Genomic DNA, 18,843 nt, shown 5'->3' with positions numbered 1-18,843 from the left:
AGGAAGGTTTGGCCGTGTCGGATCCGAAAGATGCCGTTGTCCAGAACGAGCAATCTGTTCCCACCCAGGAATCGGGCGGCTGCCCGGTGATCCACGATCAGGGTGATCGTGCTCCCTATCCGGCTCAGGGCGGTGGCAACCGCGGCTGGTGGCCGGAGATGCTCAACCTCAAGATCCTGGCCAAGAACCCCGCCGTGTCCAACCCGCTGGGCGAGGACTTCGACTACGCCGCCGCCTTCAACGCGCTCGACTTCGACGCGGTCAAAAGCGACATCGCCGAGCTGCTGACCACCTCGCAGGACTGGTGGCCGGCCGACTTCGGTCACTACGGCCCGCTGATCATCCGGATGGCCTGGCACGCGGCCGGCACCTACCGGATCGACGACGGCCGTGGCGGAGCCGGCTCCGGGCAGCAGCGGTTCGCTCCGCTGAACAGCTGGCCGGACAACGTGCTGCTGGACCGCGCCCGCCGGCTGCTCTGGCCGATCAAGAAGAAGTACGGTGCCAGCCTGTCCTGGGGCGACCTGATGGTGCTCTCCGGAAACGTCGCACTGGAGACGATGGGCTTCAAGACGTTCGGCTTCGGCGGCGGCCGGGTGGACACCTGGGAACCGGAGGAGGACGTCTACTGGGGCCCGGAGAAGGAGTGGCTCGGCGACGAGCGCTACACCGGCGAGCGTCAGCTGGAGAAGCCGCTGGCCGCGGTGCAGATGGGGCTGATCTACGTCAACCCGGAAGGCCCGAACGGCAAGCCCGATCCGCTGGCGGCCGCCGTCGACATCCGGGAGACGTTCCGCCGGATGGCGATGAACGACGAGGAGACGGTGGCGCTGATCGCCGGCGGTCACACCTTCGGCAAGACCCACGGTGCCGCCGATCCGAACAAGTACGTCGGCCCGGTGCCGGAAGCCGCGCCGATGGAGGACCAGGGACTCGGCTGGAAGGGTTCCTTCGGCAGCGGCAAGGGCCGCGACACCATCGGCAGCGGTCTGGAGGTGACCTGGACCAACACGCCCACCACGTGGGACAACAGCTTCTTCGAGATCCTGTTCGGCTACGAGTGGGAGCTCACCAAGAGCCCGGCCGGGGCCTACCAGTGGAAGCCGAAGGACGGGGCCGGCGCCAACACCGTGCCGGATCCGCAGGACGGCACCCTGAACCGTACGCCGACCATGCTGACCACTGACCTGTCGCTGCGGTTCGACCCGACTTACGAGCCGATCTCGCGGCGGTTCCTGGAGCACCCGGACGAGTTCGCCGACGCGTTCGCCCGGGCCTGGTACAAGCTCACCCACCGCGACATGGGACCGGTGGTGCGCTACCTCGGCCCGGAGGTCCCCGACGAGGAGCTGATCTGGCAGGATCCGCTGCCTGCTGTTGATCATGAACTGGTCGACGCCGGCGACATCGCCGCGCTGAAGAACAAGATCGTCAACTCCGGCCTGACCGTCTCCCAGCTGGTGTCGACGGCCTGGGCTTCGGCGTCGACCTTCCGTAGCAGCGACAAGCGTGGCGGAGCCAACGGTGCACGGATCCGGTTGGAGCCGCAGATCAGCTGGGCGGTCAACGACCCGCAGCAGCTGGTGCCCGTTCTTCGTACCCTGGAAGGGATTCAGGCCGACTTCAACAACACCGCGGCCGGCGGCAAGAGGATCTCGCTGGCCGACCTGATCGTGCTGGCCGGCGGTGTCGGGGTGGAGCAGGCCGCGAGCGCTGCCGGGCAGCAGATCGAGGTGCCGTTCCGTCCCGGGCGGGCCGACGCCACCCAGGAGCAGACCGATGTGGAGTCGTTCACCCACATCGAGCCGCAGTCTGACGGCTTCCGCAACTTCGGCGGCAAGCAGAGCAACCTGCCGACCGAATACCTGTTGCTGGACCGGGCGAATCTGCTCGGTCTGAGCGCTCCGCAGATGTCGGTGCTGGTCGCCGGTCTGCGGGTGCTCGACACGAACTACGACCACTCGCCGCTGGGCGTGTTCACCGATCGGCCGGGTGTGCTGACGAACGACTTCTTCGTCAACCTGCTCGATCTGGGTACGACCTGGAAGCCGACCTCGTCTGACGGCGAGACCTTCGAGGGCCGCGACGCCTCCGGCGCCGTCCGCTGGACCGGCACCCGGGCCGACCTGGTCTTCGGCTCGAACTCCGAGCTGCGCGCCGTCGCCGAGGTGTACGCCGCCGACACCGCCCGGGAGAAGTTCGTGACCGACTTCGTCGCCGCCTGGGTCAAGGTGATGGAGGCAGATCGCTTCGACCTGCGCTGATCACCGTACGAGCGGGTGGGATTCGTACCAACATTGGTGCGAATCTCACCCGTTCGTCGTTCTCTGCAGGGCGGTCAGGTCGAGTTGCAGCGACGCTCGGCGCTGATGCACGGTCAGATAGCGCAGGCCGTCGTCGCCGGCGGCGAAGCTGCGCCGCGAGCGCCGCGGCAGCCAGAGCAGGTCGCCGGCGGTGAGGTCGAGGGTGCCGGACTCGGTGGTCAGGGTGCCGCTGCCGGCCAGTACGTGGATGAGCACGTCGAGTTCCGGGCCGGCGTGCGGGTCGATCCTGCCGCCGGGCGCCAGCCCGATCACGTTCGAGTCGAGATCGCGCTCGTTGATCGGGAGTTTCCAGATCACGCCGGCTGCGTCCGGTTGCGCGTCCGCCAGCGACGCGGTGTTCGCCAGCACCCGGGGGAGCGGCGTCTCGGTGAGCCTGCTGATCTTGATCTGCCAGTCGCCGTTGACCTGGTTGAGATACTCCCAGCCGTAGCTGCCGGGTAGTTCGTTCTCGAACTCGTCGCGCAGGTGTCGCGGATCATGATCGTTGATCAACACGAATCCCTCGCCGACGGCCAGTTCGCGGAAGCGGGCGAAGATCATCGGATGCCGGTCGGGCTTACGAACCTTGCGTACATCGAGTTCTCGGTCTGTCTGAGCTGCTTCGGGCACGGACCCTCCCGGGGTTTTTCCAATGTGAGATTGTGTAAACTCTAGGACATGTTTCCGGAGTCCGACAGTGGGGCCGTCACCGGCGGCCGGCGGGCCGACGTGCTCGCGGTGCTCAACCAGGCCGACGAGCCGATCGGCGTGACCGAGATCGCCGACCGACTGGGCATCCACCACAACACGGTTCGCTTCCATCTGAAGGCGCTGGTCGAGCAACGTCGGGCCGAGCAGGTGGCGATGCCGGCCCAGCGCCCCGGTCGCCCGGCCATCGGATTCCGGAGTGTCGCGGGGATGGATCCCGAGGGCACCCGGCACTACCGCATCCTGGCCGAGATCTTGATCAAGGAGTTGTCGGGTCATCGCGATGCCCGCGCTCGTGCGCTGGCGGCCGGACGGGCGTTCGGCCGCGGTCTGGTCGCCGACGGCCCGGGCAGCGCTACGGGGGACAGCAGCACGGGGGTCGGCCGGCGGTCCGATCGACGCTCGCTGGCAACGCTGGTACAGGCGCTGGATGATCTTGGTTTCCAGCCGGCGCTCGCCGGCCGTCGACCTGACCGGCGGATCGAGCTGCGGCACTGCCCGTTCCTGGAGTTGGCTCATGAGGACGCCCGGGTGGTCTGTGCGATTCACCTCGGCCTGATGCAGGGGGTGCTCGAGCAGCAGGGCGCCGCGCAGACGGTCGGACGGCTGTTGCCGTTCGCCGAGCCGGATCTGTGCCGGGCCGAGCTGGCGTCGGGGGAGGCCGCCTGATGGGCGTCGGTACCGCGATCGCCGTGGCCACGACCTTCAGCTGGCTGGGCATGGTGCTGGCGATCTCGTTTATCGAAGCACCGCTGAAATTCACTGCGCCGGGCGTCACGCTGAAGATCGGTCTGGGGATCGGCCGGCTGGTCTTCCGGGTGCTGAACATCATCGAACTGGTGCTGGCCGCCGCGATCATCGTGGCGATGATCATCGATCCGGCGTCGTTGTTGATCATGGTGCTGCTGGCGGTGGCGATCGTCGCGCTGCTGGTTCAGGTGCTGATCGTCCGGCCCCGGCTGAGTCGTCGGACGGACGCCGTACTGGCCGGCACCGTGGCCGAGGACGCGCCCCGCTCGCGAGCGCATTTCGGCTACGTCGGTACGGAGTTGATCAAGGTCCTCGCGCTGCTGATCGCCGGGATCGCGCTGCTGGTGTTCGCCTGAGCCTGGATGCAGGCTGAGCCAGGCTGAGGGTCGCCGCCGGCAGTACGTCGTTCGGCTACCGGGTCGTGATCGGCCGGAAGCCGGAACAGATCACCCGCATCCAGTTGATCTTGCCGCCGTCGGTGACCGTGAAGTAGGCCTGCTGCTCGACCAGGTAGTCGCCGTCGGGATTGCTCAGCAGCAGCCGATAGCTCAATCGGTCGCAGTCGGCGAAGCTGTCGGTGTCGACCGCGACCAGCTCGATGATCTTGTCCTGCGGTTCGAACCAGCAACCCAGCACGATGTCGTCGATCACCTCGTTCGGCGTGGTCGCGTTCCAATGTCGGCGCGGTGTCATCGCGCGAAAGTCGACCTCGTCGGCGAACAGCGCACGCAGAGCCGAGGCGTCCTTGATCGCGAGCGATTGCGCGAAGGCGGTGCCCACGGCCCCGCCGGCGACGACGTTGTCGCCATTCAGCGCGTCCATCCGGCCTACGTCCGACCGGCTTGTGTCCATCCGGCCTCACCCCCGATTCCCTTTATGAGGCCAGCTGTGCTGGTGGCAGCAGCGTAGACGCCGGAGTCGGCCGTTGCGGGCCTTCGACCGAATCGTGACCAAGTCGAGTTGTGGTCTACGTCAGATCAGCGCGATGGCGTCGGCAGCCAGGGCGCGTTCATCATGACGGCCAGCCGATTGACGGCGCGCTCGCGATCGGTAGGTGGCAACATCGTCAGGGCGCCGGCCAGCATGGCGATCACGAACATCACGTCGTCGGTGGTCAGTTGCTCGCCGACCAGGCCGTCGCGTCGGGCAGCCGGCAACAGCCGGTCGATCCGACGGCCGACCCGGCGACCCAACTCGTACATCCGATCCTCGCGGCGGTCATCGAGCATCTGCAGGAACGCGGTGGAGGCGAGCATCTGGTCCAACAGCGCGCGCAGCAGGCCGCGAAGATCGGCGCCGGGAGCGTCGGCGTACGCCTCCAACTCGTCCACGCCCTCGGCGAACACCGCGTAGACCAGGTCCTGCCGGGTGGGGAAGTGGCGATACAGGCTGCCCTGCCCGACCCGCGCTTCCTTGGCCACCGCCGACAGCGGAGCCCCGGCACCCTGGCTGCCGAAGACGCGGCGGGCGGCCTCCAGCAGTGCCCGCCGGTTGGCGGCGGCTGCCCGTGGGCCGAGGTTGCGGGCGCGGTCCGGCGTCGATGCTTCGGGCGCAGTCACTCGGCTAGACTAGCGACCGGACAACTATGTCCGGTATGCGAAGGAGCCCAGCCATGACCGATTCGAGCAGCCACCTGCCCCAGATCACCCCGTTCGCCGAACGCATCTCGCCGGGACGCTTCGCCGACCGGACGGTGATCGTCACCGGGGCCGGTTCCGGCATCGGTGCCGCCACCGCGTCCCGGATCGTCCGGGAGGGCGGCCGGGTGATCGCTGTCGACGTCTCCGAGTCGCGGCTGGCCGAGTCCTCCCGGGGGCTGCCGAGCGAGCAGGTCGTCAGCCTGCCGGCCGACATCACCGACGCCGAAGCGGTGCGACGGATCGTCGCGGCGGCCGGTGACCGGATCGACGGGCTGGCCAACGTCGCCGGAATCATGGACGACATGACGCCGGTGCACGAGCTCACCGACGAGGTGTGGCGGCGGGTGCTGAGCGTCAACCTCGACGGCACCATGCGGCTGATGCGGGCCGTGCTGCCGATCATGCTGGCCCGGCGGTCGGGCTCCATCGTCAACGTCGCATCCGAGGCGGCTCTGCGCGGGTCGGCGGCCGGCGCCGCATACACCGCCTCCAAACACGCGGTGGTCGGTCTCACCCAGAACAGTGCTCACATGTACGCGGCCAGCGGCGTCCGAGTGAACGCGGTGGCACCCGGTCCGGTCGCCACCAACATCGAGGCCAAGTTCGCCTCCGCGTTGGGTGCCGAGCGGATCGGCGGCTTCATGCAGCAGATCCCGGCGCCCACCGTGCCGGCCGCGTTGGCCGCGCCGATCAGCTTCCTGCTCAGCGACGACGCCGCCAACATCACCGGCGCGATCCTGCCGGCGGACGGCGGCTGGTCCGCTCAGTAGATCGGAATCCGATTGACCGGTGTCGTGCGCGGAGCGAAGAATCCGATCATGTACGCGTTCACGTTCACCGACGATCCGAGCCGCTTCCTGGACGAGGCGGGTGATCATCTTGCCGGAGAGCCGGTGCTGAACACCGTACTGATGACCAACGCGGAGCGGGCCGTCAGAGAACGTGCCGAGGGCGTACTCCCCGAGACGGGACGGCCGTACTGGTTCGTGATCATCCGCCGGCAGTCCGCTGTTGATCATGGTGACGGCGTCGCCGGGGAGGTCGTCGGGGTGGCGATGCGGACCGCGCCGCATCCGCCGTATCCGCTGTGGGTGCAGGAAATGCCCGACGATGCAGCATGCGAGCTCGTCGGTGCGCTGCATGCTCGTGGTGAGTCGATCGGCGGTGCCAACGGCGCACTGCCGGCGGCGCGGATCGTTGCGGAGGAGACGGCACGGCTGGCCGCCCGAACGACCCGCATCGCTTCGCACACACGACTTTTCGAGCTGGCGGAGTTGATCTTGCCTCCGCAGCCGCATGGACGGTTCCGGGCCGCGGGTGTCGATGATCTCGAGCTGGTGAATCACTGGCTGACGATCTTCCAGCGCGAGGCAGCAGAGCAGGGGAGTCGTCCGGTCGGTCAGGAGCAGGAACATGATCGCGACGACACTCGTCGTCGGATCCGGGGCCGACGGCTCTGGGTCTGGGAGGACGACGGCGAGATCGTGCACCTGACCGGAGGCGGACCACCGAGTCTCGGAGTCGCCCGGATCGGCCCGGTGTTCACGCCGAAGGAGCATCGTGGTCGCGGCTTCGCAGCGGCTACGGTCGCGCTGGTGTCACGGCACTTCGTCGACGCGGGCGCTCGGGTGTGCTTGTTCACCGATCAGGCCAACCCGGTGTCCAACAAGATCTATCAACGCATCGGCTATCGGCCGGTCGCCGACACGGTGGAGTATGTGATCGACTGATCCGTCACTGACGGCAGGGCGGGCAGCTCGAATCTCGGATGATCAAGCGGCTGCGGACCGGCGTCAGGTCGGGCACCTCGGCGCCGGCTTCGGCGTGCGCGCGTCGGATGAGTTGGCTCGCGGTGTTCCGGCCGGCATGGTACGGATCTCGTTGCAGGGCAGTGATTCCGGGGATCGCCGTCTGGCACAGCAGCGATTCGTCCCAGGACACCATCGCGATGTCGACCCGGCCGGCGGCCCGCAGTTCGACCATCCCGCCGATCGCCATCAGATCATTGGAGTAGATGATCGCGGTCGGCTGCCCGCGGCGCCGCAACAGGTCGCGGGTGACCGTTTCGGCCCCGTCGACGGAGTAATCGCCCTCCACGGTGATCGTACGAATCCCTTGCTGGGCGGCGACTTCGGCCACTGCCGTACGTCGCTCGGTCTCGTGCTGCAGCTCTGCCGGACCACTGACATGAGCGATCCGGGTGTGACCGAGACCGGCCAGATGCGCCACCAGCAAGGCCGCATCGTCGGACTGCGCGAACTGCCAGCCTTCGCTCTCCCATCGTGCGCCGTGGACCAGGTAGGGCAGCGACAACTCGTCCAGCAGCCTCGGCCGCGGATCGTGCTGGCGAAGATCGGTCAGGATGACGCCGTCCACCCGGCGTTCCGCGCTCCACTGGCGATAAACGGCAGATTCGGTCTCCCGATCGGTGACGAAGCGCAGCATCAGACTCGCCCCGGCCTCGGACAGCGCCGACTCGATCCCGGACAGCAACGCCATGTAGTACGGCTCCGAACCCAGTTCCTCGGGCCGCCGCTTGATCACCAGGCCGTACGCGTCAGAACGCGACCGCGACAAGGAACGGGCGCTGACACTGGGTTGCCAACCGAGCTCCATCGCCAACGCCAGCACCCGCGACCGGGTCTGCTCGCCGACACCGGGCCGGCCGTTGAGAGCGTACGACACAGACGCGCGGGAGAGCCCGAGTCGGGCTGCAAGATCATCGATGGTCACCCGTGCCATGGCGCCAGCACCCTTCCTCTCCGGCGTCGAAAACTGGAGTCACCATAGCCCCACAACGTCGTCGGGGCATGCAGCTGCGACAGCCGATCATGATCAGTCCCGGCGCTGAACCGGGCGGCAGCACCGGACCGGAACACCGATCGGATCGGCGCGCAGCACGCACACAACGTTCGGCGAAATCGGGCACCGATTGTGGGAAGATCGCCGAGTGAGCGCACTCCCGTCGGTTTCCTACTCCATCACCGTACGACTCGAGATGCCTGCCGGTGGCGCCTCGGTCAGCGGGCTGACGACCGCCGTCGAACAGGCCGGCGGCAGCGTCACCGCGCTCGACGTCACGGCATCGGGCCACGAGCGATTGCGCATCGACGTCACCTGCGCGGCCCGGGACACCGATCACGCCGACGAGCTCGTCGAGGTGATGCGCACGGTGCCGGGCGTGGTGATCGGCAAGGTCAGTGATCGAACGTTCCTGGCACACATCGGCGGCAAGATCGCGATGAACTCCAAGCGCCCGATCCGTAACCGTGATGATCTTTCGATGATCTACACCCCCGGTGTCGCGCGGGTGTCGTCGGCGATCGCGAAGAACCCCGAGGACGCCCGCCGGCTGACGATCAAGCGCAACAGCGTTGCGGTGATCACCGACGGCTCGGCGGTGCTGGGCCTGGGCAACGTCGGCCCGTACGCGGCGCTGCCGGTGATGGAAGGCAAGGCCGCGCTCTTCAAGCGATTTGCCGACATCGACGCCTGGCCGCTGTGCCTGGACACCCAGGACGTGGAAGAGATCATCACCGTGGTGCGGTCGGTGGCGCCGGGATTCGCCGGCATCAATCTGGAGGACATCTCGGCGCCCCGGTGCTTCGAAATCGAAGCCAGGTTGAGAGAACAGCTCGACATTCCGGTCTTCCACGATGATCAACACGGCACCGCGATCGTGGTGCTGGCGGCCTTGATCAACGCGCTGCGAGTGGTGGGCAAGCGGATCGAGGACGTACGGATCGTGATGTCCGGAGCCGGTGCGGCCGGCACCGCGATCATCCATCTGTTGCTGGCCGCGGGGGCGCAGAATCTCGTGGTCTCCGACATCGACGGCGTGGTGCACACCGGCCGGCCGGGGATCGAGGGCGAGCTGGCCTGGGTGGCCGAGCACACCAACAAGATCGGGATGACCGGCACGCTGAAGGAAGCCGTGGTCGATGCCGACGTCTTCATCGGCGTCTCGGCACCGGACGTGCTGACCGGCGAGGACGTGTCCCGGATGGCTGATCAGGCGATCGTGTTCGCGCTGGCCAATCCGGATCCGGAGGTCGACCCGGCCGAGGCCAGCCAGTACGCGGCCGTGGTGGCGACCGGACGCTCCGATTTTCCCAACCAGATCAACAATGTGCTGGCCTTCCCGGGGGTCTTCCGCGGCCTGCTGGACGCCCAGTCGAACGAGGTCACCACGCCGATGCTGGTCGCGGCCGCGCACGCGTTGGCCGGCGTGGTCAGCGACGACGAGCTGAACGCCGCCTACATCACGCCGAGCGTCTTCCACTCCGACGTACACACCGCGGTGGCGGCCGCTGTCCGGACCGCCGCCGGTGGACCGGCCGAACTGCCCAAGGACACCGAGGTCGAGTAGCGCCGGAACGCACCGCGTCGAGATGAGGGAGTTGCGCCTTTGAACGTGCCGGGGCCCAAGGCCGGCTCGCTGCTGGTCGCGAGTGTGCTGCTCACCGACGGTATCTTCAACCAGTCGGTGGTGTTGATCTTGGACTCCGACGCCGACGGGGCACTCGGAGTGATCTTGAACGAGATCTCCCAGACGCCACTCGACGCCGTGCTGCCGGACTGGTTGCCGGTGGTGTCCGAGCCGAAGTACCTCTTCCACGGCGGACCGGTATCACCCAACGGCGCGATCTGCCTGGCCAGCGTGGCCGATCCGAAGGAGGAACCGCCCGGCTGGCGCAGGATGTTCGAACGGGTGGGCCTGCTGCACTTGGACACCCCGGTCGAGATCGTCCGCGGCGCCTACCGCGACCTGCGGATCTTCGCCGGCTACGCCGGCTGGTCGCCGGGTCAACTGGAGGAAGAGATCGCCGAAGGCACCTGGCATGTCCTCGCGGCCACCTACAGCGACGTCTTCTCCGCCCGCCCGCTCAACCTCTGGCGTACGGTGCTCCGCCGCCAGCCCGATGAACTGTCCTACTTCTCAACCTGGACTGAAGATCCGGAGCTCAATTAAGTTACGTCCGTTTTGGGTGCTGCTGCCGCAATTCTGGGTGCTGTACGTTTCGTTCCGGGGGGACGACCCCCGGACCCCCGGGCGTGGGCACCTCCACAGTTGCGTCGCCGCGGCGCCTCCGCTGCGCTGCGGCACCGGTCTCGCGCTGGGGCGCTCGACGGGCGTGCGTAGGTTGCGTTCGGGTGGCCGGGTTTCAAGATCAAGTTACCGGTCGGTTCCTGTCGCATTGGCCGCTGCCGGGCTTGTTGTCCTCGTTCACTTTCCAGCACGTGCGGGAAAGTGGTCGCCCGCGGCCCGGGCCCGCCAGAGTCCGCACGTGCTGAAATTCCTGCATGATCGGCCGCGGGATGGTTCAGAACCGTGCACGTGCTGGAAAGTGATCGCCGGGGCCCTGACCCGACCGCCAAAACCCCGCACGTGCTGGAAATTCCCGCGTGATCGGGGCCGGGACGCCTCAGAACCCTGCACGTGCTGGAAAGTGATCGCCGGGGCCTGACCCGACCGCCAAAACCCCGCACGTGCTGGAAATTCCGACCCAACGCACCGTTCCATGGTCCGAAAACCCCACACGTGCCGGAAAATCCGACCCGACGCACCGTTCCATGGCGGCGGATTCAAGCTGGTGTCGCAACACTGATGGTTGGTGGGTTCGACAGTAGCTGGTCCAGAGCTTGGGCGGGGGTCTTCCATCCGTGACGTTTGCGGGGTCGGTTGTTGAGTCGGGTGGCGACCCAGTCGAGGTAGTCGGGGTGGTAGCCGGACAGGTCGGTGCCTTTGGGGAAGTACTGTCGTAGCAGGCCGTTGGTGTTTTCGTTGGTGCCGCGCTGCCAGGGTGAGTGGGGGTCGCAGAAGTAGATGCTCAGGCCGGTCGCGTCAGCGATCCGGGCATGGTTGGCCATCTCCTTGCCCTGGTCCCAGGTGAGAGTCTTGGCCAGGGTCTTGGGGAGCTGACTGATCGCGGTGATCATGGCTTGTTCGACGGCGTCGGCTGTGTGGCTGTGGGGCAGGTGGAGCAGCATTACGAATCCGGAGGTTCGTTCGACCAGGGTGCCGATCGCTGAGGCGCTGTCCTTGCCGATGATCAAGTCGCCTTCCCAATGGCCGGGCACAGCCCGGTCGGCGATCTCGGCGGGTCGTTCGCGGATGTTGATCATGTTCGGGATCCGGCCGCGGCGCTGGTCGCTGCGGCGGCGGGGTTTACGCAGGGCCCGACCGGTGCGCAGGTGGCGGGTGAGTTCGCGGTTTAGCTCGCCTTTTCCTTGCACGTAAAGGGATCGGTAGATCGACTCGGTGCTGATCTGCATCTGTCCATCATCGGCGAACTCGGTCTTCAGGCAATTGCTGATCTGCTCGGGTGAGTGATCCAGTTCCAGCCGTCGCTGCACCTCGGCATGCAACCGGGGGATGCGGGTTAGTTTGCTGGCCGGGGCTTGTTCTCGTCGTCGCGCCTCGGCCAGCCGTTGAGCCCTCAGTGGCTGGTAGTTGTGGCGCTTGAGGATCCGGCCGCGTCGGCCGGTGGGCTGACCCGGTTGCCGGGCCGGATGCGCCGCAGGGCTACGGGTGTCGGACCGATTCCGTCGCAGCTCCCGGCTGATCGTTGATGGTGACCGGCCCAGGATCTTGGCGATGTCGCGCAGCGACTTCGTCTGGTCCTGGAGCAGGCCTGCCAGTTGATCACGTTCCTCGGCCCGACAGATAGCGGCCGGTCTTCGCCTTGAGCAAATTGCACGGCACCATGCCGCCAGATTCGCGGAACCACCGCCGGCCGCTGAGCTTCCCCAGCCCGACACGCCGACCAGCCTCGTCAGGGAGAACTCCAGCTCGGATCAAATGCCAAAACTCGATACGTACCTGAGCGTTACGCAACACGACCTCCAAGGACGCGTGTTGCGTCACGGCCTTGAATCCGCTCGCCGAAAAACCCACATGTGCTGGAAATTTCGGCCCCGACAGCCCGTCCAGACCCCGAAAACCCCGCACGTGCTGGAAATTCCCGCGTGATCAGGGCCCGGGACGGCTCAGAACCCCGCACGTGCTGGAAAGTGACCGCCCGAAACCGGCCGCCGGAACTCCGCTCGTTTGGGCCGCGGTAGCCCGATCGGGCGGCAGTTTCCGCCCGAGTGGCTTCATGATCAGAGTTCGAAGCGGTAGCCCATGCCGGGTTCGGTGATCAGGTGTTTCGGGTGTGACGGGTCGTGCTCCAGTTTGCGGCGGAGCTGGGCGGAGTAGACGCGTAGATAGTTGGTCTCGGTGCGATAGCCGGGACCCCAGACCTCGCCGAGCAGCTGCTGCGGCGAGACCAGCCGGCCGCGGTTGCGGACCAGGACCTCGAGCAGATGCCATTCGGTCGGGGTCAGTCGTACGTCGATGCCGTCCCGACTGACCTTCTTCCGGGACAGGTCGATGATCAAGGAGCCGGCCTCGATCAACGGCGAGTCGTCGCCGTCGGCGCTCGGTTGGGCCCGGCGAACCATGGCTCGCAGCCGCGCCAGCAACTCGTCCATCCCGAATGGTTTGGTCACGTAGTCGTCGGCGCCGGCGTCCAGCGCGGCCACCTTCTCGTCCGAATCGTGGCGTGCCGACAACACGATGATCGGCACCTTCGACCAGCCGCGGATGCCCTCGATCACCTGGATGCCGTCAAGATCGGGAAGGCCGAGATCGAGCACCACCACATCGATCCGCCGCTTGGCCACCGCCTCCAGCGCGCCCGCCCCGTCCGCGGCGGTGATCACTTCCCAGTGTCGGGCGCGCAGATTGATCGAGAGCGCCTTCACCAGGGCCGGCTCGTCGTCCACCACCAGGGCCGTCAGCGTGCTCATCGCGTCTCCCCACCGGTGGACATCGACGGTTGTGTTCCCGGTTCGTCGACAGGCTCAGGACGCTTGTGGGGTTGGGTTATCGGTCCTTCGACGGGCTCAGGCCCCGTGAGGGGTTGGGCGGGGACGGTGATGATCATGGTGAGTCCGCCGCCGGGTGTGTCCTCGGCGCGCAGCGTGCCACCGACCGCCTCGGTGAAGCCGCGGGCGACGGCGAGGCCGAGCCCCAGGCCGCCGGCCCGGCGCCGATCGCCGACCTGCTGGAACGAGTCGAACATCCGCTCCTTCGCCTCGTCCGGCACGCCCGGACCATGATCGACGACGCGGATCTCGATCATGGTCCGCTCGGACTCGGTCAGCGTCGGCAGGGCGGTGATGGTGATCATGGAATCGGCGGGTGCGTACCGGTTCGCGTTTTCCACCACGTTGCCGAGGGCGCGCTCCAACAACCCGGGATCGGTCATGATCAACGGCAACGTCTCGTCCACCTCCACCCGGATCCGACCCGGCGACACCGTCGCGATCGCCGGCCAGACCACCTCGTCGATGCCGGTCGGCAGCGACCGCGGCCGCGCCGTACCCGACTGCAGCCGGGAGATGTCCAACAGGTTGTCCACTAGACGTTCCAGCTGCACGGTGGCATCGTGCACCATCGCCACCAGTTGCTCGCGATCCTCGGCGCTGAAGTCGACGTCGTGTTGCTGCAGACTGGTGACACTCGCCTTGATCGAAGCCAGCGGCGTACGAAGATCGTGGGAGACCGCGGCCAGCAGCGTACGCCGCATCGCGTCGCCGGCCTCCAGTCGTCGCGCCTCCTCGGCCCGATGCCGCAGCCGTTCGGTCTCCAGCAGGACAGTCGCCTGGGCCGCGAACGCCTCCAGCACTCGCCGGGATCCGCCGTCCAGGTCCGGTCCGCGCAACACCAAGGTGAGGGTCGGCGTCACCCGGACCTCGGTGTCGCCCTGCTGCGGCGTGTCACACGCAGGCTCGCCGGCATGCTGCACCCGTCGCCAGCCGGAGCGTTCGTCGTCGCGTTCCAGCAACGAGACCGACTCCATCCCGAACGTGGTACGAAGTTGATCAAGGACCGCATCCACGGTGTCCCGGCCGCGGACCACACTGCCGGCCAGCACCGACAGGATCTCCGCGTCCGCCCCGGCTCGTCGTGCCTGCTGGCTGCGTCGGGCAGCCATGTCCACCACCGACGCGACCGCGGCGCCCACCATCACGGTGATCACCAGTGCCAGCGCGTTCTCCGGGCTGGCGATGGTGATCTTGTGCAGCGGCGGCGTCAGGAACCAGTTCAGCAGCAACGATCCCCACAGGGCAGCGGCGATCGCGGGCCACAGACCGCCGAGCAGCGCGACGCCCACGGTGATCGCGATCGTCAGCATCGCGTTGGTGGTCAGCCCGGCGGAGGTCAGGCTCAGACTCTGCAGACCGACCAGGATCGCCGGTGCGGCCGCGGCCGCAATCCAGCCGAGCACTCGGCGACGGCGGCTGAGCAAATCCCGGCGTCGGGGCAGACTGCCGCGCCGGGCCCGTTCATGGGTGACCACGTGCACGTCGATCGCCTCGCCGGCTCCGGTCACCACCGCGTTGCTGACGCTGCCGACGAACAGCGACTGCCACGGCCGCTTGCTGCTCGCCCCGATCACGATCAAGGTCGCGTTCGCACCGCGAGCGAACTCGGTGATCGCCTCGGCGATGTTGTCGCCGATGATCCGATGGAACGAGCCGCCCAGCCGTTCGGCCAGTGCTCGTTGGGCTTCCAGGTTTCCGGCCTGCCGGGCGACCAGACCGTCGCCGCGGGCGACGTGCACTGCCATCAACTCGCCGCCGACGCCGCGCTGGGCGATCCGGGCCCCCCGGCGCAGCAGGGTCTCGCCCTCCGGTCCGCCGGCCAGTGCGACCACCACTCGCTCGCGCGCGGGCCAGGGGCGGTCGATGCCGTGCCGTGCTCGGTAGTCGGCCAGGCCCGCGTCCACCCGGTCGGCCAACCAGAGCAAGGCGAGTTCGCGCAGCGCGCTCAGGTTGCCCACGCGGAAGTAGTTCGACAGGGCCGTGTCGACCCGCTCCCGCGGGTAGACGTTGCCGTGTCCGAGTCGCTTGCGCAGCGCTTCCGGCGCCATGTCGACCAGTTCGATCTGGTCCGCGCTGCGGACGATGTCGTCCGGAATCGTTTCCTGCTGGCGGATCCCGGTGATCTCGGCCACCACGTCGTTCAGTGATTCGAGGTGCTGGACGTTCACGGTCGAGATGACGTCGATGCCGGCGTCCAGCAGGGAGCTGACGTCCTGCCAGCGTTTGCGGTGTACCTCAAGCGCCGCGCTCGGCCCGGACAGGCGGCTGGTGTTCTCCGTGTCGGCGCCGAGATTGGTGTGTGCCAGCTCGTCCACCAACGCCACCTGCGGTTTGCGGTGCAGCAGCCAGTCCAGGTCCAACTCGTAGCCGGTCGCGCCGCGATACTCGACGGTGCGGCGCGGGGCGAGCTCGAGCCCCTCCAGCAGTTCGGCGGTGTGGGCGCGGCCGTGCGTCTCGGCGATCCCGACAACCACGTCCGTGCCCCGGGCCTGCCGCCGCCTGGCCTCCGACAACATCGCGTACGTCTTGCCGACGCCGGGCGCGGCGCCGAGGTAGACGCGCAGCACGCCCCGTCGGCCCACGCTGCCGTTCATGCCCACCATCTTCACCTCCTGACTGTTGCGCAGGTACAAGAATGCTGCGCCAGTTACGTTGCGGTGGGCTGTTCGGGGCCGGCGAGCCGCACTGGAGCAGGATTCTTGTGATCATCGGCCGCCGACGGCGGCCAGGGCGGCGTTCAGCTCCAGGACGTTGACCCGCGGCTCACCGAGGAAACCCAGCGTGCGGCCCTGAGTGTGCTCGGCGACCAACTCGCGGACCTGGGCGGGGCTCAACCCGCGGGCGGCGGCGACGCGGCCGACCTGGATGGCGGCGTAGGCAGGCGAGATGTCGGGATCGAGACCGCTGCCGGAGGCGGTCACGGCATCGGGCGGCACCTGATCGGGACGGACTCGGTTGGCCTTGGCGATCTGGGCTCGGCGCAGTTGGATCGTCGTCGCCAGCTGGGGACTGTTGGCAGCCAGGTTGCTCCCGCCGCTGCTCATGGAATCGTAGCCATCGCCGGCCAACGAGGGGCGCGACCAGAACCACTGCTTGCCGCCGAACGGCTGACCGATCAGCGAGGAGCCGACGACCTTGTCCTGCACGGTGATTGGGGAACCGTCAGCCTGGCCGGGTGCAACGACCTTTCCGATGCCGGTGATCAGCAGTGGATAGGCCAGGCCGAGGACGATTGTGAACGCGATCAGCACCTTCAACCCGGCCAGGCTCTGCCGCAACAACTGGGACATGGTGAGTTCCTTTCGGTACGAGATCAGCCGATGCCGGGAATGAGTGAGACCAGCAGGTCGATGATCTTGATCCCGATGAACGGCACGATCAGTCCGCCGACGCCGAAGATCAACACGTTGCGTCGGAGCATGGCCGCCGGCGCCAGCGGCCGGTAGCGGACTCCCCGCAAGGACAACGGAATCAGCGCGATGATGATCAACGCGTTGAAGATCACCGCGGACAAAATCGCCGACGTGGGTGAGGAGAGACGCATGATGTTCAACGCCTGCAGGCCGGGATAGATCGTCATGAACATGGCGGGGATGATCGCGAAGTACTTGGCCACGTCGTTCGCGATCGAGAACGTGGTCAGTGCACCGCGGGTGATCAACAACTGCTTGCCGATCGCGACGATGTCGATCAACTTGGTCGGGTCCGAATCCAGGTCGACCATGTTGCCCGCCTCCTTGGCCGCGGCGGTTGCGGTGTTCATCGCGACGCCGACGTCGGCCTGAGCCAGTGCCGGGGCGTCGTTGGTGCCGTCTCCGGTCATCGCGACGAGTTGCCCGCCCCGCTGCGCGTTTTTGATCAACTCCAGCTTGTCCTCCGGGGTTGCCTCGGCCAGGTAGTCGTCCACGCCGGCTTCCTCGGCGATCGCCTTGGCGGTGATCGGGTTGTCGCCGGTGATCATCACCGTACGAATACCCATCCGACGCAGCTCCGCGAAGCGTTCGGCCATCCCGGGCTTGAGGACGTCGGCGAGCTCGATCACCCCGAGCACCTCGGCGCGGTTGTCCTGTGCGACGCCGACGGCGAGCGGCGTACCGCCCTTGGCCGAGACGGTCGCGACCGTGTCGCCGATCGTGGACGTGCCCGTCGCTCCGGACTCGGTTGCCCAGGCGCGCAACGAGCTCGGCGCTCCCTTGCGAATGCGGCGACCGTCGGGAAGATCGACGCCGCTCATCCGGGTCTGGGCACTGAACCCGATGAACTCTGCGGCCGGCAACGCGTCGGCGGATCGGTCCGGCAGCGCGTACCGATCCCGAACCAGATCGATGATCGAACGTCCCTCGGGCGTCTCGTCGGCCAGGCTGGACAGCTGCACGGCGTCGGCCAGCCGTTCGATGCTGACGCCTGCTGCCGGATACAGCGCGACCGCACGCCGGTTGCCGAACGTGATCGTGCCGGTCTTGTCCAGCAGCAGGGTGTTCACATCACCCGCTGCTTCGACCGCCCGGCCGGAGGTGGCCAACACGTTGTGCTGGACGAGCCGGTCCATGCCGGCGATGCCGACCGAGGACAGCAGCGCACCGATGGTGGTCGGGATCAGGCAGACCAGCAGCGCGATCAACACAATCACGGGTTGTGCCTGGCCGGAGTAGACGGCGAACGGCTGCAGCGTCACCACAGCCAGCAGGAACACGATCGTCAGCGAGGCCAACAAGATGTTCAGCGCGATCTCGTTTGGCGTCTTCTGTCGAGCCGCGCCTTCCACCATGGCGATCATCCGGTCGACGAAACCGGAGCCGGGCTCGGCGGTGATCTTGACCACGATCCGATCCGACAACACGGTAGTTCCTCCGGTGACCGCGGATCGGTCACCGCCGGACTCGCGGATCACCGGCGCCGATTCCCCGGTGATCGCCGACTCGTCAACGCTGGCAACACCCTCGACGACGTCACCGTCCGCCGGGATCAACTGGCCGGCCTCGACCACCACCCGGTCGCCGATCTTCAGCTCGGAGGACGGAACCCGTTGCTCGACGTCGCCGCTCAGCCGTCTGGCCAGCGTCTCGCTGGTGGTCGCTCGCAGCGTGTCGGCCTGCGCCTTGCCTCGCCCTTCGGCGACCGCCTCGGCAAGGTTGGCGAAGATCACCGTGAACCAGAGCCAGCCAACCACGAGCCAGCCGAACAGGCTGGAGTGGGCGACCGTGAACGCGCTGCTGACCGCGGCGCCGACCTCGACCACGAACATCACCGGGTTCTTGATCATGGTCCGCGGGTCGAGTTTGCGCGCAGCCGCGGGAAGGTTGCGGACCAGCTGTCGTGGGCCGAACGTCGCCGGGGGACGCGTGTGCCGATGCGGCAGGTGCTCGGTCTCCGGCCTGGTCAGGGTTGTGGTCACGTCATACTCCGAAATTGATCTTGGTCTGGTCGGCGCCGAGTCCGGGTCGCCCGCCACCCTCGGAATTTCCCGCTCGGGTTGGATTTTCTGGGGTGGGTGGCGGGGTCGGGGTCGGAGAATCCAGCTCGTGGGGGATTTTCTGGGGTGGTTGGCCGGTTTGGGGTCGGAAAAT

At 67.4% G+C, this 18,843-nt stretch carries 15 protein-coding genes and 1 pseudogene; 7 read left to right on the top strand and 9 right to left on the bottom strand.

Annotation, left to right across the window (positions count from 1 at the left end):
* The first annotated feature begins 14 nt into the window (after positions 1-14).
* The gene (gene katG / locus FOE78_RS17060; RefSeq protein ID WP_143987362.1) at positions 15-2,264 is read left to right on the top strand and encodes a catalase/peroxidase HPI; all 2,250 of its coding nucleotides are present in this window, start codon (positions 15-17) and stop codon (positions 2,262-2,264) included.
* Between the two features lie 45 nt (positions 2,265-2,309).
* Here the strand turns inward: katG and FOE78_RS17055 are convergent, their stop codons facing one another.
* Positions 2,310-2,933, bottom strand: a complete 624-nt coding sequence (locus tag FOE78_RS17055; protein ID WP_168207280.1) for a DUF2249 domain-containing protein — start codon at positions 2,931-2,933, stop codon at positions 2,310-2,312.
* A 48-nt stretch (positions 2,934-2,981) separates the two neighbouring features.
* Between FOE78_RS17055 and FOE78_RS17050 the strand changes: the two genes are divergently transcribed.
* Positions 2,982-3,680 carry a helix-turn-helix transcriptional regulator gene (locus FOE78_RS17050; RefSeq protein ID WP_143987360.1) on the top strand — a complete coding sequence of 233 codons (699 nt, stop codon included), beginning with the start codon at positions 2,982-2,984 and terminating at the stop codon, positions 3,678-3,680.
* Positions 3,680-4,117 carry a hypothetical protein gene (locus FOE78_RS17045; protein WP_143987359.1) on the top strand — a complete coding sequence of 146 codons (438 nt, stop codon included), beginning with the start codon at positions 3,680-3,682 and terminating at the stop codon, positions 4,115-4,117. The genes FOE78_RS17050 and FOE78_RS17045 overlap by 1 nt, the downstream gene beginning before the upstream one ends.
* 55 nt (positions 4,118-4,172) lie before the next feature.
* On the opposite strand, the gene FOE78_RS17040 is transcribed toward FOE78_RS17045, so the two are convergent.
* Together FOE78_RS17040 and FOE78_RS17035 are read right to left on the bottom strand one after the other, a co-directional pair.
* Positions 4,173-4,583, bottom strand: a complete 411-nt coding sequence (locus tag FOE78_RS17040; RefSeq protein WP_143987358.1) for a hypothetical protein — start codon at positions 4,581-4,583, stop codon at positions 4,173-4,175.
* A gap of 155 nt (positions 4,584-4,738) precedes the next feature.
* Positions 4,739-5,320: a TetR/AcrR family transcriptional regulator gene (locus FOE78_RS17035; RefSeq protein ID WP_143987357.1), complete on the bottom strand. Its 582-nt coding sequence runs from the start codon at positions 5,318-5,320 to the stop codon at positions 4,739-4,741.
* Positions 5,321-5,373: 53 nt separating this feature from the next.
* Between FOE78_RS17035 and FOE78_RS17030 the strand changes: the two genes are divergently transcribed.
* Together FOE78_RS17030 and FOE78_RS17025 are read left to right on the top strand one after the other, a co-directional pair.
* On the top strand, positions 5,374-6,171 hold the full coding sequence (locus tag FOE78_RS17030) for an SDR family NAD(P)-dependent oxidoreductase (RefSeq protein WP_210414636.1): 798 nt from the start codon (positions 5,374-5,376) through the stop codon (positions 6,169-6,171).
* Positions 6,172-6,219: 48 nt separating this feature from the next.
* Positions 6,220-7,131 (top strand): GNAT family N-acetyltransferase, encoded by a 912-nt coding sequence (locus FOE78_RS17025; RefSeq protein WP_143987355.1) that lies wholly within the window; start codon positions 6,220-6,222, stop codon positions 7,129-7,131.
* A 4-nt stretch (positions 7,132-7,135) separates the two neighbouring features.
* Here FOE78_RS17025 and FOE78_RS17020 read toward each other — a convergent pair whose 3' ends face one another.
* Positions 7,136-8,143, bottom strand: a complete 1,008-nt coding sequence (locus FOE78_RS17020) for a LacI family DNA-binding transcriptional regulator (protein WP_143987354.1) — start codon at positions 8,141-8,143, stop codon at positions 7,136-7,138.
* A 208-nt stretch (positions 8,144-8,351) separates the two neighbouring features.
* Here FOE78_RS17020 and FOE78_RS17015 point away from each other — a divergent pair, with 208 nt between their 5' ends.
* Both FOE78_RS17015 and FOE78_RS17010 read left to right on the top strand, forming a co-directional pair.
* Positions 8,352-9,770 carry an NAD-dependent malic enzyme gene (locus tag FOE78_RS17015; protein WP_143987353.1) on the top strand — a complete coding sequence of 473 codons (1,419 nt, stop codon included), beginning with the start codon at positions 8,352-8,354 and terminating at the stop codon, positions 9,768-9,770.
* A gap of 45 nt (positions 9,771-9,815) precedes the next feature.
* Entirely contained in the window at positions 9,816-10,373 is a 558-nt protein-coding gene (locus FOE78_RS17010; protein WP_323125694.1) for a YqgE/AlgH family protein, read from the top strand.
* 614 nt (positions 10,374-10,987) lie between these two features.
* Here FOE78_RS17010 and FOE78_RS17005 read toward each other — a convergent pair.
* The 5 genes and pseudogenes from FOE78_RS17005 to kdpB all read right to left on the bottom strand — a co-directional run bounded on the left by FOE78_RS17005 (position 10,988) and on the right by kdpB (position 18,635).
* Positions 10,988-12,251 (bottom strand): annotated as a pseudogene (locus FOE78_RS17005) (IS30 family transposase).
* 254 nt (positions 12,252-12,505) lie between these two features.
* Positions 12,506-13,186 (bottom strand): response regulator, encoded by a 681-nt coding sequence (locus FOE78_RS17000; RefSeq protein WP_407662665.1) that lies wholly within the window; start codon positions 13,184-13,186, stop codon positions 12,506-12,508.
* Positions 13,187-13,191: 5 nt separating this feature from the next.
* Positions 13,192-15,870, bottom strand: coding sequence for an ATP-binding protein (locus FOE78_RS16995; RefSeq protein WP_210414635.1), 2,679 nt, complete (start codon positions 15,868-15,870; stop codon positions 13,192-13,194).
* A 111-nt stretch (positions 15,871-15,981) separates the two neighbouring features.
* Positions 15,982-16,566 (bottom strand): potassium-transporting ATPase subunit KdpC, encoded by a 585-nt coding sequence (gene kdpC / locus FOE78_RS16990; RefSeq protein ID WP_143987350.1) that lies wholly within the window; start codon positions 16,564-16,566, stop codon positions 15,982-15,984.
* A gap of 23 nt (positions 16,567-16,589) precedes the next feature.
* Entirely contained in the window at positions 16,590-18,635 is a 2,046-nt protein-coding gene (kdpB, locus tag FOE78_RS16985) for a potassium-transporting ATPase subunit KdpB (RefSeq protein WP_210415038.1), read from the bottom strand.
* Between the last annotated feature and the right edge of the window lie 208 nt (positions 18,636-18,843).

It is taken from the genome of Microlunatus elymi (assembly GCF_007362775.1).
In the GTDB taxonomy this organism is placed as follows: Bacteria; Actinomycetota; Actinomycetes; order Propionibacteriales; family Propionibacteriaceae; genus Microlunatus; species Microlunatus elymi.
The sequence above is the reverse complement of the archived record's forward strand: the minus strand, read 5'-3'. Positions and strand labels throughout refer to the sequence as shown.